27 protein-coding genes are annotated in these 25,244 nt (G+C 37.6%); 12 read left to right on the top strand and 15 right to left on the bottom strand.

What is annotated here, in order from left to right; genetic code table 11:
- Window positions 1-63: 63 nt before the first annotated feature.
- The 6 genes from nuoH (at window position 64) to EV07_RS00775 (ending at window position 4,359) form a co-directional block, all read left to right on the top strand.
- Entirely contained in the window at window positions 64-1,182 is a 1,119-nt protein-coding gene (gene nuoH / locus EV07_RS00800) for an NADH-quinone oxidoreductase subunit NuoH (protein ID WP_193742688.1), read from the top strand.
- 122 nt (window positions 1,183-1,304) lie between these two features.
- Window positions 1,305-1,958 carry an NAD(P)H-quinone oxidoreductase subunit I gene (gene ndhI / locus EV07_RS00795; protein ID WP_036916448.1) on the top strand — a complete coding sequence of 218 codons (654 nt, stop codon included), beginning with the start codon at window positions 1,305-1,307 and terminating at the stop codon, window positions 1,956-1,958.
- Window position 1,959: 1 nt separating this feature from the next.
- Window positions 1,960-2,562, top strand: a complete 603-nt coding sequence (locus tag EV07_RS00790) for an NADH-quinone oxidoreductase subunit J (protein WP_036916447.1) — start codon at window positions 1,960-1,962, stop codon at window positions 2,560-2,562.
- Between the two features lie 34 nt (window positions 2,563-2,596).
- Window positions 2,597-2,923, top strand: coding sequence for an NADH-quinone oxidoreductase subunit NuoK (gene nuoK, locus EV07_RS00785; RefSeq protein ID WP_036916710.1), 327 nt, complete (start codon window positions 2,597-2,599; stop codon window positions 2,921-2,923).
- Window positions 2,924-2,935: 12 nt separating this feature from the next.
- Entirely contained in the window at window positions 2,936-3,856 is a 921-nt protein-coding gene (locus EV07_RS00780) for an NAD(+) kinase (RefSeq protein ID WP_036916446.1), read from the top strand.
- A 2-nt stretch (window positions 3,857-3,858) separates the two neighbouring features.
- Window positions 3,859-4,359: a CYTH domain-containing protein gene (locus EV07_RS00775; RefSeq protein ID WP_036916445.1), complete on the top strand. Its 501-nt coding sequence runs from the start codon at window positions 3,859-3,861 to the stop codon at window positions 4,357-4,359.
- Window positions 4,360-4,590: 231 nt separating this feature from the next.
- Here EV07_RS00775 and pedR read toward each other — a convergent pair whose 3' ends face one another.
- Window positions 4,591-4,878, bottom strand: coding sequence for a photosynthetic electron transport-dependent transcriptional regulator PedR (gene pedR / locus EV07_RS00770; RefSeq protein WP_036916707.1), 288 nt, complete (start codon window positions 4,876-4,878; stop codon window positions 4,591-4,593).
- Window positions 4,879-4,957: 79 nt separating this feature from the next.
- Here pedR and EV07_RS00765 point away from each other — a divergent pair, with 79 nt between their 5' ends.
- Window positions 4,958-5,851, top strand: a complete 894-nt coding sequence (locus tag EV07_RS00765; protein ID WP_036916444.1) for a methylenetetrahydrofolate reductase — start codon at window positions 4,958-4,960, stop codon at window positions 5,849-5,851.
- Here EV07_RS00765 and EV07_RS00760 read toward each other — a convergent pair.
- The 5 genes from EV07_RS00760 to EV07_RS00740 form a co-directional block, all read right to left on the bottom strand.
- Complete coding sequence (locus tag EV07_RS00760) at window positions 5,832-7,010, bottom strand: nucleotidyltransferase family protein (protein WP_036916443.1); 1,179 nt, start codon at window positions 7,008-7,010, stop codon at window positions 5,832-5,834. The two genes, EV07_RS00765 and EV07_RS00760, sit on opposite strands and share 20 nt — an antisense overlap.
- A 59-nt stretch (window positions 7,011-7,069) precedes the next feature.
- Window positions 7,070-7,954, bottom strand: a complete 885-nt coding sequence (locus tag EV07_RS00755; RefSeq protein ID WP_036916442.1) for a segregation/condensation protein A — start codon at window positions 7,952-7,954, stop codon at window positions 7,070-7,072.
- Between the two features lie 187 nt (window positions 7,955-8,141).
- Window positions 8,142-9,782: an NAD(P)H-quinone oxidoreductase subunit 4 gene (locus EV07_RS00750; protein WP_036916706.1), complete on the bottom strand. Its 1,641-nt coding sequence runs from the start codon at window positions 9,780-9,782 to the stop codon at window positions 8,142-8,144.
- A gap of 133 nt (window positions 9,783-9,915) precedes the next feature.
- Window positions 9,916-11,919 carry an NAD(P)H-quinone oxidoreductase subunit 5 gene (locus EV07_RS00745; RefSeq protein ID WP_036916441.1) on the bottom strand — a complete coding sequence of 668 codons (2,004 nt, stop codon included), beginning with the start codon at window positions 11,917-11,919 and terminating at the stop codon, window positions 9,916-9,918.
- A 34-nt stretch (window positions 11,920-11,953) separates the two neighbouring features.
- On the bottom strand, window positions 11,954-12,691 hold the full coding sequence (locus EV07_RS00740) for an NnrU family protein (protein WP_036916440.1): 738 nt from the start codon (window positions 12,689-12,691) through the stop codon (window positions 11,954-11,956).
- Window positions 12,692-12,789: 98 nt separating this feature from the next.
- Between EV07_RS00740 and EV07_RS00735 the strand changes: the two genes are divergently transcribed.
- The gene (locus EV07_RS00735; RefSeq protein ID WP_036916439.1) at window positions 12,790-13,746 is read left to right on the top strand and encodes a LysR family transcriptional regulator; all 957 of its coding nucleotides are present in this window, start codon (window positions 12,790-12,792) and stop codon (window positions 13,744-13,746) included.
- Between the two features lie 9 nt (window positions 13,747-13,755).
- Here EV07_RS00735 and EV07_RS00730 read toward each other — a convergent pair whose 3' ends face one another.
- On the bottom strand, window positions 13,756-14,235 hold the full coding sequence (locus EV07_RS00730; RefSeq protein WP_193742689.1) for a DUF3172 domain-containing protein: 480 nt from the start codon (window positions 14,233-14,235) through the stop codon (window positions 13,756-13,758).
- A 164-nt stretch (window positions 14,236-14,399) separates the two neighbouring features.
- Complete coding sequence (locus tag EV07_RS00725; protein WP_036916437.1) at window positions 14,400-14,747, bottom strand: NAD(P)H-quinone oxidoreductase subunit M; 348 nt, start codon at window positions 14,745-14,747, stop codon at window positions 14,400-14,402.
- Window positions 14,748-14,839: 92 nt separating this feature from the next.
- Between EV07_RS00725 and pds the strand changes: the two genes are divergently transcribed.
- Window positions 14,840-16,249 (top strand): 15-cis-phytoene desaturase, encoded by a 1,410-nt coding sequence (gene pds / locus EV07_RS00720; RefSeq protein ID WP_036916436.1) that lies wholly within the window; start codon window positions 14,840-14,842, stop codon window positions 16,247-16,249.
- Between the two features lie 38 nt (window positions 16,250-16,287).
- Window positions 16,288-17,199: a phytoene synthase gene (locus EV07_RS00715; protein WP_152557503.1), complete on the top strand. Its 912-nt coding sequence runs from the start codon at window positions 16,288-16,290 to the stop codon at window positions 17,197-17,199.
- Between the two features lie 27 nt (window positions 17,200-17,226).
- Here EV07_RS00715 and EV07_RS00710 read toward each other — a convergent pair whose 3' ends face one another.
- Window positions 17,227-17,661 carry an RNA recognition motif domain-containing protein gene (locus EV07_RS00710; protein ID WP_036916435.1) on the bottom strand — a complete coding sequence of 145 codons (435 nt, stop codon included), beginning with the start codon at window positions 17,659-17,661 and terminating at the stop codon, window positions 17,227-17,229.
- Between the two features lie 77 nt (window positions 17,662-17,738).
- The gene (locus EV07_RS00705) at window positions 17,739-18,968 is read right to left on the bottom strand and encodes a CCA tRNA nucleotidyltransferase (RefSeq protein WP_036916434.1); all 1,230 of its coding nucleotides are present in this window, start codon (window positions 18,966-18,968) and stop codon (window positions 17,739-17,741) included.
- On the opposite strand from EV07_RS00705, the gene EV07_RS00700 reads away from it, so the two are divergent.
- Window positions 18,967-19,218: a Ycf34 family protein gene (locus EV07_RS00700; RefSeq protein WP_036916433.1), complete on the top strand. Its 252-nt coding sequence runs from the start codon at window positions 18,967-18,969 to the stop codon at window positions 19,216-19,218. The genes EV07_RS00705 and EV07_RS00700 overlap by 2 nt on opposite strands.
- Complete coding sequence (gene tsaB / locus EV07_RS00695; protein WP_052043804.1) at window positions 19,215-19,892, top strand: tRNA (adenosine(37)-N6)-threonylcarbamoyltransferase complex dimerization subunit type 1 TsaB; 678 nt, start codon at window positions 19,215-19,217, stop codon at window positions 19,890-19,892. The genes EV07_RS00700 and tsaB overlap by 4 nt, the downstream gene beginning before the upstream one ends.
- A 573-nt stretch (window positions 19,893-20,465) precedes the next feature.
- Here the strand turns inward: tsaB and EV07_RS00690 are convergent.
- Genes EV07_RS00690 through rpaB form a run of 5 tightly spaced genes read right to left on the bottom strand, consistent with a single transcriptional unit; the run spans window position 20,466 to window position 25,166 of the window.
- Entirely contained in the window at window positions 20,466-21,116 is a 651-nt protein-coding gene (locus tag EV07_RS00690) for a lysophospholipid acyltransferase family protein (RefSeq protein WP_152557504.1), read from the bottom strand.
- A 1-nt stretch (window position 21,117) separates the two neighbouring features.
- Window positions 21,118-22,014, bottom strand: a complete 897-nt coding sequence (gene fabD, locus EV07_RS00685; protein WP_036916431.1) for an ACP S-malonyltransferase — start codon at window positions 22,012-22,014, stop codon at window positions 21,118-21,120.
- A 27-nt stretch (window positions 22,015-22,041) separates the two neighbouring features.
- Window positions 22,042-23,061: a beta-ketoacyl-ACP synthase III gene (locus EV07_RS00680; protein ID WP_036916430.1), complete on the bottom strand. Its 1,020-nt coding sequence runs from the start codon at window positions 23,059-23,061 to the stop codon at window positions 22,042-22,044.
- A gap of 57 nt (window positions 23,062-23,118) precedes the next feature.
- The gene (plsX, locus tag EV07_RS00675) at window positions 23,119-24,411 is read right to left on the bottom strand and encodes a phosphate acyltransferase PlsX (RefSeq protein WP_036916429.1); all 1,293 of its coding nucleotides are present in this window, start codon (window positions 24,409-24,411) and stop codon (window positions 23,119-23,121) included.
- Window positions 24,412-24,422: 11 nt separating this feature from the next.
- Window positions 24,423-25,166 carry a response regulator transcription factor RpaB gene (rpaB, locus tag EV07_RS00670; RefSeq protein WP_036916428.1) on the bottom strand — a complete coding sequence of 248 codons (744 nt, stop codon included), beginning with the start codon at window positions 25,164-25,166 and terminating at the stop codon, window positions 24,423-24,425.
- Window positions 25,167-25,244: the final 78 nt, after the last annotated feature.

Raw genomic sequence — 25,244 nt, 5'->3', positions numbered from 1 at the left:
TAAATTAGTAGTAATTGATTATCCAGAATGGTCACTACGCTTAAATCAGTTTTAATTGCTGTAGTGAACGAAGGTTTAAACCTTGAGGAAAGCTTCAGCAATCTTTTAGAAGGTATAGGTTTCTCATCAAGCATTTCTCACCTTCTTTGGCTGCCACTGCCAATGCTTTTGGTGTTAACAGTGGCTTTAATAGGTGTCCTAGTGACTGTATGGCTGGAAAGGAAAATATCGGCAGCAGCACAACAAAGAATCGGACCAGAATATGCTGGGGCATTAGGAATTTTACAACCTATGGCCGACGGCTTAAAACTTCTTGTCAAGGAAGATGTTATACCTCAAAAAGCTGATGGTTTACTTTTTACACTTGGACCTGTTTTAGTTTTAATTCCAGTAATTTTATCTTGGTTAATCATCCCATTTGGCCAGAATTTGTTGATCAGCAATGTAGGAATAGGAATTTTCTTATGGATTGCCTTAAGTAGTATTCAACCAATTGGATTATTAATGAGTGGATATGCATCCAATAACAAATATTCACTCCTTGGTGGCCTTAGGGCAGCAGCACAATCAATCAGTTACGAGATACCACTTGCTTTAGCTGTTCTAGCAGTAGTCATGATGAGCAATTCATTGAGCACAATTGATATTGTCAATCAACAAAATAGTATTGGTTTCCTTAGCTGGAATATATGGCGACAACCTGTTGGGTTTCTGATTTTTTGGATATGTGCTCTTGCCGAATGTGAAAGACTCCCCTTTGATCTGCCTGAAGCAGAAGAAGAACTGGTTGCTGGATATCAAACTGAATATGCAGGAATGAAATTCGCCTTATTTTATTTAGGGAGTTATATCAATTTAGTTTTATCGTCTTTGTTGGTATCTGTTCTATATCTAGGTGGCTGGGGATTCCCTATCCCAGTTGAATGGATAGCCAATATTTTAGATCAACCTATCAATGCCTCGGTGATTCAAATCATTACTGCCTCTTTAGGCATAGTGATGACAGTGTTCAAGACTTACCTTTTAGTATTCGTAGCAATATTACTTAGGTGGACAACTCCTAGAGTCCGAATTGATCAATTACTTGACCTTGGATGGAAATTTTTACTACCAATTTCTCTAGTCAATTTACTATTTACTGCAGCTCTAAAGCTTGCATTTCCAATAGCCTTTGGTGGTTGAGAGGCCCAGAAGTAATTAGCAATTGAAAACAATTCACATTTTTAAAAATAAAGCTACTTATTTCTCTAGAAATCGCTGTAAGATCTAATTAATAGGTTCACCAAATAATTAAAGAAATTACAATGGGTACCTTTTTTCAAAAAATAACTGAATACAGTGAAAATGCTGTAAGTGCAGGTAAATATCTATTGCAAGGTTTAGCAGTTACATTTGATCATATGCGTAGAAGACCTATAACAGTGCAATACCCATATGAAAAATTAATACCTTCGGAACGATATAGAGGCAGGATTCATTATGAATTTGATAAATGTATAGCTTGTGAAGTTTGTGTAAGAGTGTGCCCAATTAATTTACCTGTAGTTGATTGGGTAATGAATAAAGAAACCAAAAAGAAAGAGCTTCGCAATTACTCAATAGATTTTGGTGTTTGTATTTTCTGTGGAAATTGTGTTGAATATTGCCCTACTAATTGTCTTTCAATGACAGAAGAATATGAGCTTGCAGCTTTTGATAGGCATAGTCTTAATTTTGATAATGTAGCACTTGGAAGACTTCCCACAAATGTAACTTCAGATCCATCAGTCAGGCCATTAAGAGAACTAGGTTATTTACCTGTAGACATTATGGACCCTCATGAATTGCCTAACGATGCATCTAGAGCTGGCAACTTACCTTCAGAATTAATTGATTTAATCAAAAACAAAAAGTTAGCCCAAAGTAAAACTGAAGGATCAAATATCAATGCAGATGAATCTACTTTAGATCAGGAATAAAATGAGTATTGCAAGTGTTACTGAACAGATTTGCTTCTTAATTTTATCAAGCATTATTATTAGCGGAAGTCTAGGAGTTGTTTTGATAGAAAATATTGTTTATTCCGCTTTTTTACTTGGTGGCGTTTTTATGTCTGTCGCAGGTTTATACCTTTTATTAAATGCAAGTTTTGTTGCTGCTGCTCAAGTTCTTGTCTATGTAGGAGCAGTCAATGTTTTAATTCTTTTTGCAATAATGCTAGTTAATAAACGTGAAGAACTTCAACCAATCAAAGGTTTAAGAGTAAGGAAATTCTTTTCTGGAGCAGTATGTGCAGGACTACTTGTACTTTTATTTAGAGTAGATTTAACTACAAATTGGTCAACACCAGGTCCTCAGGCTATAGGAGAAGAGGCAACAGAAAGAATTGGCGAGCATCTCTTTACTGATTATCTTCTGCCTTTTGAATTGGCATCTGTACTTTTGTTGATGGCAATGATTGGAGCAATAGTTTTAGCCCGGAGAGATGTTTTATCTTATAAATTTAGTGAAAATGATTTTAACAATAAAGAAGTTATTGCAAATACAAGTGGTGGTAGCTTAATTGATCAATCTGAAGATTGATCAATTAAAAATTGTAGCTTCAGTATTAGATTCTATGTTCAATTTAAAAGAGCCAATACCTTTGGAGGCTTATTTATTGGTAGGTTCAATGCTTTTTTGCATAGGTGTTTGGGGCCTAATTAATAGCAGGAATGCAGTGCGCGTATTAATGAGCATTGAGCTAATGCTCAATGCTGTTAATATAAATTTAATGGCATTCTCCTCCTATATTGATGGTAATCTAATTAGAGGCCAAGTGTTCACTGTCTTCGTAATTACAGTTGCAGCAGCGGAAGCTGCTGTTGGACTAGCAATACTACTATCTCTATATCGCAATAGAACAACTGTAGATATGGAAAGCTTTAATCTCCTTAAATGGTAAATATATAAAAATATGAAACTAAATTTAGTTTGGATTATATATAAGTCAAATAGTAAATCAGCAGAAAAAGAAGCATCATTTTGTTCTGATCAACTTCAATCATTAGGGATTAAAGTAGTCTCTGCCCAAAGTGGTATTGAAGCAAATACTTTTCCCGATCTTTTAGAACAATCACTAATTTTACCTGATTTAGCTTTAGTTTTAGGGGGTGATGGAACCGTTCTTGGGGCGGCAAGATATCTTGCAAGTCATCACATACCTATTTTAAGTTTTAATGTTGGGGGCAATCTTGGTTTTCTTACACATGATCGGCAAATTTTAAAAAGTAAAAGTTTATGGAAAAGAATTAAAAATGATCATTTTGCTATAGAGAGGAGAATGATGCTTCAAGGTAGTTTGGGTAGTCATAAATCAATTAATCCTCAAATAGTAAAAGGAAATATCTTCTGGGCATTAAATGACATTTACTTTCGTGCATACCGTGATGAAATTTCACCAACATGTACTCTTGAAGTTGAAATAGATGGTGAATCTGTAGATATTTATAAAGGTGATGGTCTAATTGTATCTACTCCTACTGGTTCAACCGCATATGCAATGGCAACTGGAGGGCCAATACTGCACCCTGGAATTGAAGCAATAATTGTTAGCGCAATATGTCCAATGAGTCTATCCAGTCGACCCATTGTTGTGCCTGCAGGTTCAAATCTGACTATTAAACCTATCGGGGTCAAAAAAGGTAGGGTGAAAGTTTGGCAGGATGGTGTGGGAAGTGCTCTCATTGAAGAAGGACAATATTGCTCAATTCAAAAAGCTAGACATCTTGCTCAAATGGTAATTCTCGAACAAAGTCCTTCCTATTTCAGAACCCTCACAAAAAAGCTTCATTGGGCAGGCAGCTTGGCAAATGTAAACACGAATCCTACTAATTAGAAATGGGTCTTGAAATCGAGCGTCGCTTTATTGTCCAAGGGAATGCATGGAAAGAATTGTCAACTGAAGTCAAAGCATTCCACCAAGGTTATTTCTCAACAAGTTTTGAAGAGTGGATCGTTAGACTTAGAATAATTAATGAAAAACACTCTGAAATCACACTGAAAGCTCGGGCAACTGAAATGATAAATCATGAATTCGAATATCCCATCCCTATAAAAGATGCTCTATACATGTGGGATCTAATCTCCAATAAAATTAAAAAAAAGCGACATATTCTCAATTTTGAACAAGGCAAATGGGTTGTTGATTGTTTTGAGGGTAAAAATTTCCCTCTTGTACTAGCAGAAGTAGAATTAAATTCAGAAAAAGAAAAGATTACAAAGCCAAGTTGGTGTAGTCATGAAATAACTGGAGTAAAGTCATTCAGCAATGCAGCACTCGCTAAATCACCAATCACTGAATGGTCTATAACAGAACGTCAACGTTTCAATCTTCAATAAATAAAAGCCCCTAGCTCTCTTAATATTCTTTTTATATTTCCTTTCTACCTGGATTCTTCTTAGCAATCTAATTTTCAGGAGGTCTGACTTTGTATAACTTATACGATATAGACGGTATCCTCCGTTTCACTGGTTCTGACAAGGAGTCCTGTATAGCCTATGCAGAGCTTTTAGATATTTCCTCTGAAGAATACTCGTTAATTAACTTACCCGATCCAAACATATTAGACCTTAAGTATCAGTCGAAGAATCCTCAGTCTCATCTGGCAAAGAACAACAATTAAAACCATCCCTACAGATTTTCCCATGATCCATAGCCCAATTCAAAAGAGCAACCCGATTCTTAGATCCAGTTTTCGTAAACATATTGCTCACATGATTATCTACAGTACGTTTACTAATGGTTAACTTTTGAGCTATCTCTTGATTAGTTAGCCCGTCAGCAACTAGTTCAATAATCTCCATCTCTCTTGCCGAAAGGGACATTTGAACCGAATTGGAGAAATCTCCTGAAAACATGCCCTCCATCTCGACTTATTTAATTCATATTACGCAGGCTAGGGTCATTGATAAGCAATAGTAATTATCTCATAAGAAATTGAATTCCATTCTTCAAAAATCTCTTGCATCTAGTGACATTACAATCACTGCTGAAGTCATGCCTCCAAGAGGAGGAGATATCTCTAAAACCCTTGCTGCTGCTGAAAATCTGAACGGGTTCGTACATTCAGTCAATGTTACTGATGGGAGCAGAGCAATAATGAGAATGAGTAGTCTTGCGGTTTGTAAATTACTACTAGAAAACAACATAGAGCCTATCCTTCAAATAGCATGCAGGGATAAAAATCGTATTGGAATACAAGCAGAAATCCTTGGAGCACATGCACTTGGAATTAGAAATCTACTATGTCTTACTGGCGATCCAGTCCGGGCAGGAGATCAACCAAATGCAAGGCCAGTGCACGATTATGAATCGGTAAAACTTCTCAAACAAGTTGCTGCATTCAATAAAGGCGAAGACCCTGTTTCTGGATTGCTACCTAATGGACCAACTGAATTATTCCCTGGTGCAGCTGCAGACCCTAATTCAACAAATGCAAATAGCTTAAGAAAAAGATTAGAAAGGAAGAAACTTGCAGGAGCTCGCTTCGTCCAAACTCAGATGATTATGGACGCTAGAAATCTAGAGCAATTCTGCAAAGAAATTTCAGATCCACTTGAGTTACCTGTTTTAGCAGGTGTCTTCTTACTGAAATCTGCCAAGAATGCTGAATTTATAAACAAGGTAGTGCCAGGTGCATGCATTCCAACTTCTATAGTAAATAGACTTGCAAATGCTAAAGACCCTTCTTTGGAAGGTATACAAATAGCCGCTGAACAAGTCAGAAGATTTACTGGGATAGCAAAAGGAGTACATATTATGGCAATAAAAGCAGAGCATCACATACCTGCCATACTCAATCAAGCGAAAATCAACTTGCCGAGCCTATAAGATCTGTCCCTAATAACTCCGCCATAGCCTTTTGCTGAGGTGATGGTTCACCTAAATCTTGCCTTCGTGAATCTGTAATCAACCAATCAAGAGCAGCTTCCTGCAAATCAAAATGATCACCATTTTTATCAACGCAATACCTACCAAAAACTAACTTTTCTAATAGTTGAACTCCAGGACCTATACGAGAATAATCAAAAATAATTGAATTATCTATAGTTGCTCCTTCACAAATACAACAACTTGGTCCAATCATCGAAGGTCCAATAATTGTTGCCCCATCTTCTATACGTGTCATTCCACCCACATAAATGGGTCCTTTAACATTAATTTTATCCCAATTCGCAGCAACATTTAAGCCAGTAAATATGCCTGGCCTTACTTCTTTACCTGGAATATCTACTTGACGTACTTCACCCAACAAAACATTACGAATTGCTTTCCAATAATCAGGAACTTTACCTATATCAACCCATTCAAAGTCCATAGATAATGCAAAAAACGGTGCCCCTTCTTCAACTAATTTAGGGAAAAGATCTGATCCAATATCAAACGGCTTATTGGAAGGTATATATTCAAAAATCTCAGGTTCAAACAAGTATATCCCTGTATTAATCTTATTACTAAGAGCTGAATCTATCGAAGGTTTTTCTTGAAAAGCTTTTACCCTATCTTGATCATCAGTAACCACAACACCATAACTAGTTACTTGATCCTTAGGGACAGATTTTGTAATCAGAGTAGCTAAAGCTCCTTTCTGCTTATGCCGTTTGACTGCTTCAGTAAGATCTAAATCTATTAAGGCATCTCCACAAAGGACAACAAAAGTATCATCAAAAAACTGTTGGAAATCTTGAATTTTTTTCAGCCCTCCCGCTGAGCCAAGGGCATCTCCAACAAGCTCACCATCTTCTATTCGCCCCTCAAAGCTATAAGCAATCTCTACTCCAAACCTTTGTCCATCTCTGAAATAATTCTCTATTTCTTCTGCTAAGTGAGAAACATTCACCATTATTTCTTTAAAACCATGTTCCTTCAAAAGTTCCAACAAAAATTCCATTACAGGCTTCTGAATGATTGGAATCATTGGTTTAGGAACTACATGGGTAATAGGTTGAACACGGGTCCCTTTACCTGCAGCTAGAATCATCGCCTTCATAGGCGTTTTAGGCCTCATTTTTCAATAGGCCGAATAATAAAAGGTATTTATACCACTAATCATGCTGCAGCGGGAGAAGAAGCTGTCACGTCTAATTGATTTATAGGAAGTTGAGCAATCATTCCTGGCTCTAGAATTCTTCTTAATTTTAATGGTGCATATAAAAATCCTTCTTGAGTCAGCTCTATTTTTCCTTGTGAAGATAAAAATAACAAAGCCCAAAAAACACCCACTCGATCAGTATCTAAATCATCACATGCAACATCCTTCCAATTTATTACCAAGAAATTAAAATCTACCCAATGCAAAGCCTGCTCCCAGTTATTTAAAAACAAACCTAAAGCAGCAGTAGTCTCAGGTAATTTCTCTCTATGAGCTAAAGATGTCACTTGTTCAATAATTTGTTTATCACTAAATCTTTTTTCCCTTCTTCTTCTTCGACTATTAAGCTCATCAGCCTCAATTGTTTCAGCAATCGACTCAAGTTGTTCTATAAGCTCTCCTAAAGAGACAGCTCTTCTAAAAGGGGGTGGGGCTACTGGGCGGCGATAAAGATGTTTCTCGGGCTTCAAAGGAAGATCGAGTCTTGGATCCAGCCATCCTTGTTCGGCAAAAGATACTTCAAAAGATTCTTCAAGATCATCTTCAATAGGGAAAGTGTCAGATTCTAAAACTTCTGCTTTCAAACCAACTAGCACAGAAGCTGCTAGAAAAGCCTCACTACTATCAGCTAAATCCCTTTCAAAAGTACCACCAGATTGAGATAAAACTCTCTCAGAAAAATCAATTCTCTGACGCAATTGATCTAAAAATCCATCTATTACAGGAATTACGTCTATATCCCAAGGGTCTATATCTCCATTCTCTGCAGCATCCTGCAGTAAACGTATGGCAAGCCGAGCACCTGCTGCATTGGATTTATTTTCAAGCCCCTCTACAGGCAAAGTAATTAAGCTTCTTCAATAAAATTAGCGAGAGTATGCTGTTCTTGCCAGGTAAAGAAAAAACCAGAAATACTATTAAAGTAATTTAATAGTATTAACTATCTTAGAAAAATTAAAACCTTTATCAAAAGGATACTTTTAATAAATGAATTATATTCTTAATTGCTTAATTAAAAAATAATATCTTCTAACTTCCAGAATTATAAATAGTTAATTTAGGAGCCTGACTAGAAGGTTGTGAAAACTCAACCTTCCCAGAACTTACTTCATCAGACATAAGAATCCTTTCTATAGCAAGCTTATCTCTCGCGACTAATCCATCTATAGAAGCTGTATACGTCTCAGTCATAATTCTGGGATACAAGCCAATACCTATTATCGGGACAAGAAGACTGCCAATGATATAAATCTCTCTTGGCTCAGCATCTACAAGCTCTCTTTTAGCAAGTAGATCAACATTTTCTTTTCCAAAGAAGATTTCCCTAAGCATAGAAAGTAAATAAATAGGGGTGAGGATTACTCCAATCGCTGCAAGCCCTGCTATCACAATTCTAAAAGGCAAGGTATACGCTTCATCCGTTACAAAACCAGCAAAAACCATTAATTCAGAAACAAATCCACTCATTCCAGGGAGAGCTAAAGAAGCTAATGAGCAAACAGTCCAAAGTGCGAACATAATTCGCATTTTTTGGCCAACACCCCCCATTTCATCAAGTTGAAGAGTATGTGTACGATCATAAGTTGCGCCAACCAAGAAAAAGAGACTGGCACCTATCAATCCGTGGCTAATCATTTGAAGCATTGCGCCACTAGTTCCTAAAGAACTAAAACTCCCTATTCCAATAAGCACAAAGCCCATATGACTTATTGAGCTATACGCAATTTTTCTTTTTAAGTTTCTTTGGGCAAAGGAAGTAAGCGCAGCATAAATAATATTTACAACACCAAGAACAATTAACAAGGGAGCAAATTGTGCATGAGCATCAGGAAGCAATTGAGCATTAAATCTTAAAAGCGCATATCCACCCATCTTTAACAAAATTCCAGCAAGAAGCATATGAACGGGAGCTGTGGCTTCTCCATGAGCATCAGGCAGCCAAGTATGTAAAGGGACTATTGGTAACTTGACTCCAAAGGCAATCAGTAATCCTCCATAACAGAGCAATTGAAAACTAGTCCCAAAATTCTGATTAGCTAAATGTGTAAATTCAAAATTTGGAGAACCCCCTCCAAAAAAGCCCATTGCTAAACCTGCAAGGAGAATAAATAAAGAGCTTCCTGCTGTATAAATGATGAATTTTGTAGCCGCATATTGTCGTTTTTTACCTCCCCATATAGCTAATAATAAATAAACTGGCAAAAGCTCTAATTCCCAAGCCAAAAAGAAAAGAAGCATATCTTGAACTGCAAAAACTGCTATCTGCCCCCCATCCATTGCCAAGATCAAAAAGAAAAATAGCTTTGGTTTGAAACTCACAGGCCATGCTGCAAGAACAGCTAATGCTGTAATAAAGCTCGTTAAAAGAATAAGAGGCATAGAAAGACCATCTGCACCAACAGACCAGGTCAGTCCTAAATCAGGCAACCAAGAAACTCTTTCTGAAAGCTGTAAACCTTCTTGGGAAGGGTCGTAACCCTTTAAGTAAGCAGCAACTGTAATTAAAAATGTTATTAAGGCTATTGCTAATGCATACCACCTCACTTGTTTGCCATCTCCCTCATCGGGTATGAAAGGCACTAAAAGCGAACAACCAATTGGGAATAGAATAGACAAACTTAACCAAGGGAAATCAGCCTGGATAGGCTCTGGCACTTGACCAGGAATCATTGCCAAAAATACATCTGAGACGCAGTGAAGCACTAAATTAATTTTCCCTACTCTTTTGGAGTGTAGAAATACTTACGGGTCTCGCATCCAATCGATAGGGGATGACACACACAATAAAAATTCTTCTTGAAAATTAATTCCCAAGAACTCCAAAAAGAGCCACTAAACCTATGACTCCTCCAAAAACAATTAATGCATAGAACTGAGCTCTACCTGTCTCGAAATATTTCAAACCCTCTCCGCTTCCTAAAGTTAAAAGGCCTGTCAAATTAACGACACCATCAACAACTTTTGCATCAACCTCTAAGACTTCACGAGCCAATCTCCTGCTGCCTTTAACAAAAACCTTTTCATTAAAATCATCCAGATACCATTTGTTAGAGAAAAACGAATTAATAAATGAAAATCTCTGTACTACGGATGATTTTAAGTCTACTTTTTTTAAATAATAAGCTAAAAATGCCAAAGAAATACCAGCAATAGATATAGCAACTGATCCAAAAGCTAAGGGAAGGAATTCTCCCCAACTAAAATTCGCTGACATTGCCATAGCCTCCTCAGAATTTAACAATTTCGCAAAGCCACTATTCCAAGGAATACCTACAAACCCAATTAAAACAGAAGGAACAGATAACACTATTAAGGGGACTGTCATAGGCCATGAAGACTCATGTATAACTCCTGAGCCATGGAAATCATCCTCCTCTTTTTCTTTTCCAGCTAAAGCTAATAAAGTATTCTGAAGTTCCTCATTATTACCCCTGAAACTTCCTTCAAATGTTAAAAAATAAAGCCTAAACATATAAAAAGCCGTCATTCCTGCAGTCATAAAGCCAACAATCCATAATATTGGGAAAGTTTTAAATGCTTCTCCAAGTATCTCGTCTTTACTCCAAAAACCTGCCAATGGTGGAATCCCACTAATAGCAATACAGCCAATCAAAAAAGTAATTGCTGTTATAGGCATTTTTTTTCGCAAACCACCCATTAACCTCATATCTTGAGCCAGAATTGGTTCATGCCCAACAACTTCCTCCATTGCATGAATTACCGATCCTGAACCAAGAAAAAGCATTGCCTTGAAGAAAGCATGGGTGACCAAATGAAACATTCCAGCAATAGGGGCTCCGCAACCCATTGCAAGCATCATGTAACCCAATTGAGACACAGTGCTATACGCCAATCCTTTTTTTAAGTCCATTTGGGTAAGGGCTATAGAAGCACCAAGGAAACAAGTAATGGTTCCGAAAATTGCTATCAATAAGTTAATAAAAGGAAATTGACTATATAAAGGCTCAAGCCTGGCAACTAAGAAAACACCTGCCGCGACCATTGTTGCAGCATGTATCAAGGCCGAAATAGGGGTAGGCCCCTCCATTGCATCTGGTAACCAAACATGCAAAGGGAATTGAGCTGATTTTGCCATTGGTCCCATGAAGACCAAAAAGCAAAGCAGCAAAGCAGCCCATAAAGGGATAACGTCTGAAGCTATGGCATCTGAGAGACCTATTGCAATTCCGTTAAAATCAAAGGTTCCAGTAGCCCAGAAAAGCCCAAGTATTCCAAGTAAAAGACCAAAATCACCGACTCTATTTACAACAAAAGCCTTTTGTGCAGCATGAGCTGCTCCATCTCTGTCGTACCAGAACCCAACAAGTAAATAAGAACACATGCCAACTAATTCCCAAAAAACATATATTTCTAATAAATTTGGACTAATAATTAGCCCAAGCATAGAGCTACTGAAAAGAGCTAGATAAGTAAAAAACCTGACATACCCTTTATCGTGAGACATATAGCCATGGGAATATACCATCACCAAAAGAGCAATAGTTGTAACTAAAGCAAGCATTACCGCACCTAAGGGATCCACTACATAACCCATTGGGAGGGTAAAGTCTCCCGCGCTAGCCCAAACAAATAAATGCTCCACTGAATGTGGGCTTATGATTTGTTCTAAAAGAACGGCATAACTTAATACAGCAGAAGAACCAACACATGTAAGCAAAGTAATTGCGACCGGTTTTTTTAATCGGTTCATAGCCTGATTGAAACCAATTAATCCCAAGCCAGATGCAATTGCACCGACAAGAGGAAGCAATGGAATTAACCAAGCAATTTCAGCTGTAGATAGCATTCTGTCTTTTCATATGTTTGTGAGTGTAGGCACTTCATGCAAACAGTTCTGATAACTTGGAAGATAAAAACATTTGTGTGCCAACTGAAATAAACCGGTGTGACCACCACAAGGCAGCTATTGCAATCAATATGCCCAACTGAGAGGGGCGAATGAATTCATTGAATTGCAATTTTTGACGCCCATCAAGTACTGCAATAAATGGAATTACTGATGTATTTCTTTTGAGTTCTTGAAAATCCTTCCCAAATTTCGCCTCCAATCGCCTATCTCCATGCCAAACAGCAAAAGCATGGTGTGCAATGAGTCCTAATGATGTTACAAGCATAAAGCTACTACCAATCCAAAGACCATGAGCAAAACACCAAAGCACTTGACCAATTGCTTGAGGATGCCTACTGACTCGAATAATTCCCTGCGCATAAAGCCTGACTTGAGGTTTTACCAATGCAGGGATTTCTAAGAGGTTATAAGTTGCAGGATATAAAAATAAAAAGCTTATAGCTGTTGTGATCCAAACAAAAGGAACAACCCCTGGTATACCTTGTACGTTCCAAAGGCGAGCTCCATCATATCTATGAGCTAAAAAATAAAGAATCAATAGAGATGCAGAAGGTATGCTTGCGCTTGCAAAAACGACTCTCCAAGCCCTAGCTCCAATAACCTTTTCAGCATGAACTCTTAATGCAGCCCCACCGCTGTGAATTACTGCAAATACAAACAATAACCCAATCATTACTAGGCTACTGTGATGAATGGCTTCTGGAAACATTTGTGGCAGAAGTTTTCTCGAGGAATTGTTAGATTCAGCGGAACTTAGATAGAGTTCCCAAGTACAAGTCTGTTTAGCTCTCCTTTATAGCAGCCGCTATGGCCGAACTGCCTTTCACTCTAGATCAACTGCGTATTCTCAAGGCAATAGCCGATGAGGGGAGTTTCAAGAAAGCTGCTGAGAGTCTTTATGTGACACAGCCTGCTGTAAGTCTCCAAATTCAAAACTTAGAAAAGCAATTGGAATTGACAATATTTGATAGAGGAGGAAGAAAGGCCCAATTAACCAAAGGAGGAAAACTATTACTGGAATATTGCGAAAGAATACTTAACCAATGTGATGAAGCATGTGGTGCGATTGAAGATTTACATAATTTAAAAGGTGGTTCTTTAGTAATTGGAGCTAGTCAAACAACCGGAACATACCTAATGCCTCGTATGATTGGTTTATTCAGGCAAAAATTTCCTGATGTATCTGTTCAGCTTCAAGTACATAGCACCAGACGTACTGGTTGGAGTGTAGCTAATGGACAAATTGACCTCGCAATTATTGGAGGTCAACTACCCTCCGAGCTAAATGAAATATTAGAAATAGTTCCCTATGCAAATGATGAATTAGCCTTAATCCTTTCACAAAAACACCCCTTCTCAAGGAGAAAAGAACTAACTAAAGAAGACTTGTATAGGCTAGGTTTTGTTACACTCGATTCTCAGTCCACTACCAGAAAGGTTGTTGATCAATTATTAAAAACTTCTGGATTAGATGTACAACGTTTACGAATAGAAATGGAATTAAATTCTCTAGAAGCAATTAAGAATGCAGTCCAATCAGGTCTTGGGGCAGCTTTTCTACCTGTAGTTTCTATTGAAAGAGATCTTTTAGCAGGAACACTACATAAACCAAAAGTTGTAGATCTAGAAGTGAAACGAGAATTGAAATTAATTAGTAATCCAATGCGATATACATCAAGAGCTGCCAAAGCTTTTACCAACGAAGTGCTCCCAATTTTTGCAAGTGAGAATAGCCCTATTAAAAAAAAGCTTAATAACAAATAACAAGAACTATTAGAATTGGATGGCCTCCTGATTTACACGAATTCCTTCTTCTTCAACACCTTTAATAATAAATTTATTATCATTCACATCAGCCTGATAAACACATCTGACTATTGGTTTATCTCTAATAGAACCAATATAAGCAAAGGTATTCATACGTTGCTTACATTCTCGAACATCCTCATTAGTAATTGCTCCTTGCTTTTGCAAAAGAGACCAGTTCTCTCTCCTGATAACACAACCAGGCTGTAATGCTGGTTGTGTTACAAAGCTAGTTGAAGGATTCAGTGTTGTATACATCTCTATATCAATTACAAAAGCACTGGCACCCCACTGTCTACAAAATTCAGGATCTGGGACAGCCATATCCAATTGCTGCTGACTAGCAATATTGCCTGAACCACCTTGAGTAGTGCTTGTAATAGCACTACCAATTCCAACACCTAAAACCAGTACACCTGCAAGAACAGCAATAGTACCTGTATTCATATTGATTCCACTCTCTCCACTCGATGGTTTTATAGATCCTCTTCCATCAAAATCTTGAGAGCCATTTCTTTTGGAACGACCTCTATTAGGACCGAGTCTTGGATCAGTATTCCTTGAGGATCTAGAAGAACCCAATCTCCTAGACGATCTATATGGTGGTCTACTCACAATAAATCTGGGGTTCTAGGTAGTCCCATTGAATAATTTAGTACTCGACATTCTGGGTTGTAAGTTAGCTCTCCTGCTTGAAGCATTTTTCGCATATACGACTCAAGGTCAGTACCAATCTTTCTAAGAGAATAATCGCTTAATTCCTTATTAGCTTGAGCAGCAACCAATTCACTAAATCGAGTTCTTACTTTCTCTATGGATTCCTGACACCAAAGGAACTCATTGTCAGGGTCTATATCAAGTGTCAAATGAGAGTCATCTTCAATTAAATTATTTTGCTCCTGAATAGCTGTGAAAATCCGAACATGCCTTGTGGTGCATTTAAGGAGAGGATTGGACATAAAGAAACACCTAAAAAAATTGAAAATAAACAATATATAGAAATTTTAGGGCCCTTTTCTCACTACAGTTGCAATCAATCTAAAAAAAAAGCATGCGTGTTGCCATTGCTGGAGCTGGTCTAGCAGGACTTTCATGTGCAAAATACTTGGCTGACCAAGGGCACACACCGATTATTTTTGAAGCTCGCGATGTACTTGGGGGCAAAATAGCCGCCTGGAAAGATGAAGAAGGAGACTGGTATGAAACAGGTCTTCATATTTTCTTTGGTGCATATCCAAACATGCTTCAACTTTTTAAAGAATTAGGAATTGAAGACAGACTTCAATGGAAAAGTCATTCAATGATTTTCAATCAACCTGAAGAGCCAGGAACATATAGTCGTTTTGATTTCCCTGATCTGCCTGCGCCAATAAATGGAATTGCAGCAATATTAAAAAATAATGACATGCTCACCATTTCAGAAAAAGTCTCGTTTGGCTTGGGACTGATCCCAGCCATGCTTCGTGGGCAAGAGTATGTTGAAGAATGTGACTCAATGTCTTGGAGTGAATGGCTACGTTCTCGCAATATTCCAGAGAGAGTTAATAAAGAAGTATTTATTGCTATGAGCAAAGCACTCAATTTTATAAACCCTGACGAGATTTCTTCAACTGTATTACTAACTGCTTTAAATAGATTTTTACAAGAAAAAAATGGATCTAAAATGGCATTTCTTGATGGAGCACCGCCAGAAAGATTATGCCAACCAATTGTTGATCATATTAAATCACTAGGTGGTGAGATTTATATGAATAGTGCTTTAAGAAGTATCAATCTTAATGATGACTCAAGTGTAAAAAGTTTTAGCATAAATAAAACAAAAGAAGGTATTACGGAAGAATTTTTTGCCGATGCTTATGTAAGTGCTTTGCCAGTAGATTTATTCAAGCTTCTTATACCTGAAGCTTGGAAATCAATAGATTCATTTAGTAAATTAGAAGGTCTAAGAGGAGTGCCAGTAATAAATATTCATCTTTGGTTTGATAAAAAACTTACGGATATTGATCATTTACTATTTAGTCGCTCATCTTTGTTAAGTGTATATGCTGATATGAGTATAACTTGTAAAGAATATGAAGATCCCCATAGATCAATGTTAGAGCTTGTTTTTGCACCTGCTAAAGATTGGATACATAAAAGTGATGAAGATATAATTGAAGCCACTATGAATGAATTAAAAAAACTCTTCCCTATACATTTCACTGGTGAAAATAAGACTGGGTTAAGAAAGTACAAAGTTGTCAAAACACCACTGTCTGTCTATAAATCTACACCTGGCTGTCAAAAACTTAGGCCAAATCAAGAAACTCCTATTAGCAATTTCTTCCTTTCAGGTGATTACACCATGCAACGATATCTTGCATCTATGGAAGGAGCTGTACTGAGTGGAAAACTTTGTGCTGATAAAGTTAATAAATCCACGGAAAAATTATTTAACTCCCAAACCAAAAACCCACTTTAAGCCTAAGTGATAAATCTTACATACTAAGAAACACCATAATGAATATTGAAAATTCAGTAAGCCTCAATAATGCCTATGAATTATGTGGGAAAGAGACAGCTAAATGGGCTAAAACATTTTATTTAGGAACACTTCTTCTTCCTCCAATTAAACGTAAAGCAATTTGGGCGATATATGTATGGTGCAGAAGAACGGATGAACTAATGGATAGCGAAGAAGCTCAACAACTCTCGAAATCTCAATTATCAGATCGACTGGATCAATGGGAATTACGAACTAGGGAAATCTTCAAAGGAAATATAAATGATGAATTAGACAGTGTTTTGGCAGATACTATAGAAAACTTCCCACAAACAATTGATCCATATTTAGACATGATCGAAGGACAAAGAATGGATTTAGAGAAAACAAGATATTCAACTTTTGAGGAGCTTGAACTTTATTGCTACAGAGTTGCAGGCACTGTAGGTCTTATGACACAAAATGTTATGGGCATAGACCCCGCATACACAAATGCGCCTTGGAGTGCTCGACCTGACACATCTAAAGCAGCTGTAGCTCTTGGGATCGCAAATCAATTAACCAATATTTTAAGAGATGTTGGTGAAGATAGATCTAGAGGCCGGATATATTTACCTCAAGAGGATTTACAAAAATTTGGGTATTCTGAAGAAGATCTAATGCAAGGAAAAATTAATGCTGAGTGGAAAGAACTTATGGCATTCCAGTTAAAGCGAGCAAGAGAATGGTTTTCGATATCAGAGGAAGGAGTAAAATGGCTTTCCGCGGACGCAAGATGGCCTGTATGGACATCGCTTAGGCTCTACAGGGGGATTCTAAACTCAATAGAAAGACTCGATTATGATGTTTTTAATAACAGAGCTTATGTAAGTCAATTCATGAAATTCATAGAACTACCTATAAGCTTTCTAATCGCACAAACAAGATAAACATTCAACATGAACCAAAGGTATTAATTAAACAGGTGTTTTTTGATTAGCCAGTAGTTCCTTTAATTTAGATAGTTCACCAGCCCATCTTGGGTCAGGGGCTTCTTTAGTAGGTGCATCACTATGTACAACTTTCTTAACATCTTTGCGAGCAGACCCCTTTCCCTTAGAGCCTCCAGAAGCATTATTCCGTCTTCCTGAAGATGCATTAGATTCTTTCCGCTCGGAACGTTCAACTCGCAAATTAGTACCATTAAAGTCATGCCCATTTAGCTTTTCAATCACTTCTTCAGCCACTTTCTCGTCATTAATATTGGCAAACCCAAACCCTCGACATGCCTTAGTATCTCTATCTAAAACGGCTTTAAACCGAATTCCCTTTCCAATAGTAGAAAAGAGTGCTTCTAACTCTTTAATTTTTAAATTTTGCGGCAAATTACCGACGTAAAGACGAACACTCATAAAACAGAAGGGCTAAGGGAAATAAACCACATCAGTTAGAAAACTGACTTCCTTATGTGTAGTTAATCACAAAAGGGTTAGTTATGTTCCAACCAGTAACGAGCTAATGTAAAAGCTTCTTCCAATTTCTGCAAGCGGCCAAAGGCTCTTTCCTTTGTAAGAAGATATATTAACTTCCCAATTACAGGACCTTCTTTAACCTGAAAAGTCTCTTTTAAAGCATTTCCATTGATCGGAGAAGAAGGGTGGAAAAGGGGGTCTAAAGGATCTCTCCATCGTTCCAACCAGATTTGCTGATCATCACTAGAAAGAAGGAGAATCAATGCAGGCAAATGGTTTTCTAAATCCATATGTAACTGTAAGCGTTCAACTTCATTAAGCCCGGTATACCCAAGGTCATCATATTTGTGATGCCAGAACCTAAGAAAATTACAACTTTTTATGATTTTCCTACTGAAGCCTAAATCAACCAACCCTTCCTCACTTAATAAATAGGTAAGACGAACTAAAGGCAAGGCTAGCTTTAATTCGTTAGGTGAAAAAGAAGAAACATTTTTTAAAGATACACAATCTGATACGTATGGATAATAACTTCCACGCCAAGGATCTTTTAACAAATCTAATTTAATTAAAAATCGTATTGCATCATCAGCCCAGTTTCCTTGGATTAATCTTTCAATTTCAACTTTAATCCGTTCTGATGCAACTCCTTTTAAAAGAGTTGCATTTTTTTTAAGCAACTCTTGAGTTTGATGATCAATTGCAAAATTGAACTCTGAAATTAGTCGCACTCCACGAAGAATTCTTAATGGGTCCTCCAAGATATTCTTTTCAGCAATTGCTACAAGCTTTTTATTAAATAGATCCTCAAGACCACCTGAAGGATCTAGTACTTCTAGTACAGGAAACCACCTCAATGCTATTGCATTAATAGTAAAATCTCTTGCCAACAAATCCTCTTTCAAATTCTTACCAATCTGACTAGCTAAGTCAATTTTCCATTCTTTAAAAACATATCTTGCTATATCTCTTTTAGGGTCAAGGACTATTGCTTTACCACCATACTTTTGTGCAAGCTTTATACAAGTATCAATAGAGTGTTTAGGTAAAACAAAATCTAAATCATGGGTCATATATTGCTTGTTCAGCAATATATCTCGTATTGAACCGCCTACTAGAACACTTCCTTCAGGAAGATCATCAAGATTAAAAGGCCATTTGTCAGGCTTCAAACGTTTCAAAAGACGCTTTACAAGCAATGATCTATTAATCTCAGTGTCAGTTGGATTATCAGATCTGGAAGTCATGTGTATATGTGTTGACTGCAAATGGGTAGATCGATGCAAGGCTTATCACGCTGTTGAAAGACAGCATGGAGTAAATCACTTGAATTTGAAACCAGATTTTGAGCCAACAGATCCAGTAATCCATATCAGTTTGATGGATCCACCTCAGGGAAACACAGAAATTGAATGGGATGTACAAGCTTGCAAAAGTTTTGATATAGATAGTGGGCGATGGTTACGTTTGCGTCCAAATGAAAAAATCCCTTCATGAATCTAAGACAAAATAAACATCTCATTAGTGAAGATTCTCAATACTTATTAGCTTTGCATAGTTCCACTGAGGATTTTGGAGTGGGATTAATTCAGCTAAACGCTCCTGAAAAAATATTTAAGACCTCAACTTTTAAAATGGGAAAAAATCTATCAAATCATATGTTTTATTGCATAAAAGAACTTTTGCCGTATACATCATGGAAACAGATTTCACGATTAGCAGTTGCAACTGGTCCAGGAGGTTTTACAGGTACAAGATTAACAATAATACTAGCAAGAACAATATCTCAGCAATTAAATTGTCCAATAGATGGTATAAGTAGTTTCAAAATCATGGCACCTAGGCTGGCAAATGAATTAAGTCTTACCAACAAAGATGAATCGTTTTGGATAACACATTCACTGAAACGTCGTGGGGTAGTGGCTGGCAAATATATTTTAATTAAAAATAATAATGATCCAGAAGATGTAAATATAGAAGAAGTTGAAAAGCCTCATCTAATAAAAGATAATACAAAGATTTCACCATCAATAGAAGCAAAAGAAGATATAGGAAAAGACATTAAAAATCTTATCAAGCTAAGCTTGAAATCACATGAAGAAAATAAAGAAAGTAAGTGGAATAATGTTTTACCAATCTATCCAACATCTCCTGTAGATAATAATAAATGAGATTGCATCAAAATATTGTAGTGATTACGATCTTAGGCTAGTCATGGTTGTTATTATTTAGGCCTTTAACGCTTTTCAGATCAATAACAAATAACAAATTACCACAGTTAATTCTAGTTCTAGGAGGAGATATAACTAGAGAAATAGCAGGAATAAAAATTACTCAAGAATTACACTTTTAATTAGCAATGAGCAGGGTTAGTAATCAAAAATATTCAGATTTACTTATTAAAAAGAAGTCATTCCTTCTAATCTTATAAAAAGGGGTTACAGGGAAAAAGAGACACTTTCAAGCTTTACATCAATAGTAGATGATCTCTCTTATGAGAAAGTCAACCATATTTTATTAACAACAAGTTCCTAGCATTTTAATAGAGTAAAAGATGTTGATCAGATAATCTTGGGCAGTAGAGGTATTAGATTAACAACATTATCTATTCCATTTAATAGTTATTGTATAAAAGAGCCTAATGGCAAAAAAATGTTGACCTACTTCGTTCAGGAGGGATTATTTTCACAGGGAAAGACTTCGAAAATATAATTGATTTCTTTGTAAAAAATCTAGTTTTATAATTAGTCTACAAGCCCCTTATCAATCATTGAATTAATAGACAACTGAAGCTCACGAGTGGTTTGCTCCAGATCAACTTTTTTGCGACTTGCAGGCGGGAGAATCACTTGACCTATTCGTAAATGAATTGGGATGAACCGAGGAAAAGCAAAACCCTTTCTAAGAGCTTTATGGCTATTAATTATTGCAACTGGAAGAATCGCGGAGCCAGTGCGTGCAGACAGCAACGCAGCCCCTGCCATAGGTTTATTAACTCGACCATTGTTTTGACGCGTACCATCTAAAAAAACTCCTGTTGCCCAGCCTGAATTCAATCGGGCAGTCGCAACTCTTAAAGCCTCTCTATCACTTGCACCTCTACTAACAGGATATGCTCCGCATGCTCTAATTACGAAAGAAAGAAATGGTATTTGAAAAAGTTCTTCTTTTGCCATAAATGCAACTGGCCTTCCTAAAGCATGTCCTAAAAATGGAGGATCAAGATGAGAACCATGGTTAGCTACTACAACTAAAGGACCAGAAAGTGGAACATTTTGATTGCCAAAAGTTCGGCCCCTAAACAAAATTCTATAAAGTGGGAAAACGAAAAAATAACTAACCAATCTATAGATAAAACTTGGTTGAGGGATGGCAATCTTAGTGGTTCTATTCAATTTAATATCCTAAATCAGTTGCAGATGAAACTTGGTTCAAGGAAATCCCATTAATTGATCTTTTTGCAAGGCCACTCAATACTTTTCCAGGACCTATTTCTACAAAAATAGTTATACCTTCGTTTTGCAAAGTTGTCATAGTCTCCCTCCATCGAACTCCTGTAGTCATTTGCTGTTTCAACCTTTTCTTAAGCAAATCACCACTTTTTGAAGGGATTGGGTCAGCATTACTTAAAACAGGAATAATTCCATCATGAAAAAGGGCCTGATCCAACTTAAGAGAAAAAGCATTGGAAGCATTCTCCATAAAAGGGGAATGAAACGCACCAGAAACTTTTAAAGGGACGGCTCTCTTGCAATTCAGATTTGAAGCAACTAACTCCACAGCATGAGGTGTACCAGATAAAACAACTTGCTCAGAACTATTATCATTAGCAACAACCACTCCATCTGTATTAGAAATCAAATCTTCAAGTTGATTACGATCAAAACCTAATACTGCAGTCATAGCGCCTCCTCCTGCAGCCGCCATCAACTCAGAACGAGTCTGGAGCAAAAGCAATGCTGTATTGAGGTCAAATACCTCGGCAGCATAAAGAGCTGCAAACTCACCCAAACTATGACCCGCAACAAAACTAGGCTTTCGTCCTTGCCTTTTTAAATCATCTATCAACAATGACTGAACTACAAACATAGCGGGCTGAGTATTGCGTGTGTCATTCAAATCATCAAGGTCAGCATCGGACTGATTAGTCCCACGACAAATCTCAAGCAAATCTCTCCCCAATATTGATGAAGCTAATTCAAACCTTTCTAATCCTCCTTTAAGAGAAATAACTGCATCAGCCATCTCAGCTTTTTGAGAACCTTGTCCAGGGAACGCCCAAGCAATTGTCATTGCAATTTGAAAAACATTAATATCAGACTAGGATGGACCATCCCATCTAAATAAAGCAACTCCCCAACTCAATCCAGCACCAAAACCACTAGCAGCAATTAAGTTACCAGGCTGAATTCTTCCATCTCTCACAGCTTCATCAAGCATTATTGGAATTGTCCCTGCTGATGTGTTCCCATAATGTTCAAGGTTACTTAAAACCTTGTGATAAGGAATTGAGAAACGATCAGCTACAGCATTTAAAATTCTTTGGTTAGCTTGATGCAAAAGCAGCCAATCAATTGATTCATAAGGAACTCCATAAGTTTCTAATACCTCTTTGAGAAGAGAAGGTACTTCTCGAACAGCAAATTTATAAACTTCCTGACCATTCATCTGAACATTTGAGAACCCACCTTTTTGATATTGATAAGAACCAAGTAAGGGAACAAAATCTCTTTTTTGATGAAGATTTAAACAATCTCCACGTGCGCCATCTGACTTAACCTTAAATCCAATTAAAGAATCCGATCCATTCACGGTAGCTTCTATAGCGATTGCACCTGCACCATCTCCAAAAAGAACACAACTACTTCGATCATTCCAATCCATCCATCCACTTAATTGATCTGCGCCAATAATCAAGGCTCTTTTAAAAGATCCATTTTTTAAAAATTGTGCTGCCGTTACAAAAGCAAACAAAAAACCACTACAAGCTGCTGTCAAATCAAAAGCTACAGAATTAATAGCACCTAATTCACCTTGCACTTTGGGAGCCATCCCAAACAAATCATCTGGCGTAGAAGTGGCAACCAAAACCATATCTACAGACTCTGCATTCCATCCAGCCATGTCTAAAGCTGATTGTGCAGCATTGACACAAAGAGAAGTCAGAGATTCTTCTGGGCCAATTATTCTCCTTGCTCGAATACCTGTTCTTGTTCTAACCCATTCGTCATTAGTCTCAACACGTAAAGCCATCTCATCATTAGTAATCTTCTGTGCTGGAGTTGCACTACCGCTGCCTACTAAAGACACTCCGAAAACAGTTGAGGGATAACCAGTCAAAGAAAAAATCTACAAAAAATCAGCAGTGAATAACCACACTAAAACAATTCTATTCATCTAAGTCACTGATTTAGGACTTTGAAGCTCAGCTAAATCGTCCATAACTCCATGGTTAGCTGCGGAATGTGCAATTCTGAGAGCACTAACAACTGATAAAGCCTTGCTGCTCCCATGCCCAATGACACAAATGCCATTGACCCCTAGCAAGAGTGCTCCCCCATGCTCAGCATGATCCAAACGTTTTTTAATTCTTTTAAGATTATTTCGCAGAAAAGCCGAACCAACTTTTCCGCGCCTCCCTCTTGGTAACTCTGCTCGCAAAACATCTAATAAAACACCACCAACCGACTCAAGAAATTTAAGCAAAACATTTCCTGTAAATCCATCACATACAACTACATCAAAATCTCCAGAAAGAACATCTCTACCTTCACAGTTACCAACAAAGTGAAAACGTTCTTCTGAACTCATTAACTCATAGGCTCGAAGAGAAAGATCATTACCTTTGCATTCTTCTTCTCCAATATTGAGTAAACCAATTCTTGGTTGCTTAACCTGCAATACATCACGAGAATATATGTTCCCTAATAATGCAAATTGATGCAAATAAGCAGGCTTGCAATCCATATTTGCCCCAACATCTAAAACCATAACTGGTTGTTCTGGATCCTTAGTAGGAAACAAAGCACCTATTGCAGGCCTATCAATTCCTGATAGGCGGCCTAAACGGAAGATTGCTGCTGCCATTAATGCACCTGAATTACCTGCGGAATAAACAGCCAACGCTTCGCCTTTCTTGACTAAGTCCATTGCAAGATTAATGCTTGCATCTCGTTTTTTTCTAACCACAGTGGCCTCCTCATTCATCCCAACGGATGGGCCACTTGCAATAAGTTCTAAATAACCTTCTTTAATTGCAAGATTTAAAAGATCTGTAAGTCCCATTTGTTCGGCAGACTCAAGAACTTTATGAGATTCGCCAACAAACTTAATACAAAGTGGGAGACGCTCTATCGCTTTGAGGCAACCGTCCAGAATAGGGCCTGGAGCATTATCTCCGCCCATCCCATCAACTGCCACCCAAAGTCTTTCCTCCTGCGGGGAAGGCTTGTCGAAATCATTTTGCGCGCCCTGTAGCCTCCTTAAAGGGTCAAAAACAAGTGGATCAAGAGTATTTCGCGCCATTGAGCCTGCGCCTGATACAACCGAACCTGCTACGTTACCTGCGGCAGAAGCAGAACTAGCTGCTGTATCAACCAAAGAAGTGACAGCAGCATTTCGCCGATACCAAATCACTAATCTTCTAATAGCCTTAGACCTACTACTTTTAGAGCGAGAATCCTTTTCCACAGAATTTATTTCTAATGCTCTGATGTAAGAGGATCAACGATACGTTGAAACAAATAACCTGTGCCACGAGCGGTAAGAATTAACTCAGGATTTGCTGGATCATCTTCTAATTTTGAACGCAGCCGAGAAATATGAACGTCAACAACTCTTGTATCAACATGCCTTTCTGGAGTATATCCCCAAACTTCCTTAAGAATTTCCCCTCTACTAAAAGGTTCGCCAGAGCGACTAACAAGAAGCTCTAATAAACTAAACTCCATGCCGGTAAGTCTTATACGTTCATCACCTCGATAAACCTTGCGCCTATTTGTATCTATACGGAATGCAGCAACTTGAATGACTCCTGAATTAGGTAAACCTGCAATTTGCTCCTTTTCTACTCGTCTCAAAACACAGCGAATACGTGCCTCAAGTTCCTTTGGACTAAAAGGTTTAACAACATAGTCATCTGCACCCAATTCAAGACCAGTAATTCTATCTGCAACGTCACCTAAAGCAGTAAGCATTACTATCGGGACATCAGACTCCTTACGTAATTCCTGGATCACGCCATAGCCATCTAATTTAGGCATCATTACATCAAGCACAACCAAATCTGGCTCGCAATTTTGGAACTGCTGTAAAGCCTCATTCCCATTGCAAGCCGTTATAACTTGATAGCCAATCATGGACAAGCGCGTTTCCAGGATTCTCCTGATACTCGCCTCGTCATCAGCTACGAGGATAATTTCTTTAGATTGACTAGCGGCAGTCATTGTATCTGTGGCTGAATCCGCTGAACTAAGTCGATTTTAGACAAAACAAAGCTTAAAATCATCTAAAAACTACTTCAT

This window comes from Prochlorococcus sp. MIT 0603, from assembly GCF_000760215.1.
Classification (GTDB): domain Bacteria; phylum Cyanobacteriota; class Cyanobacteriia; order PCC-6307; family Cyanobiaceae; genus Prochlorococcus_E.
This window is presented reverse-complemented; position numbering and strand designations above follow the sequence as displayed.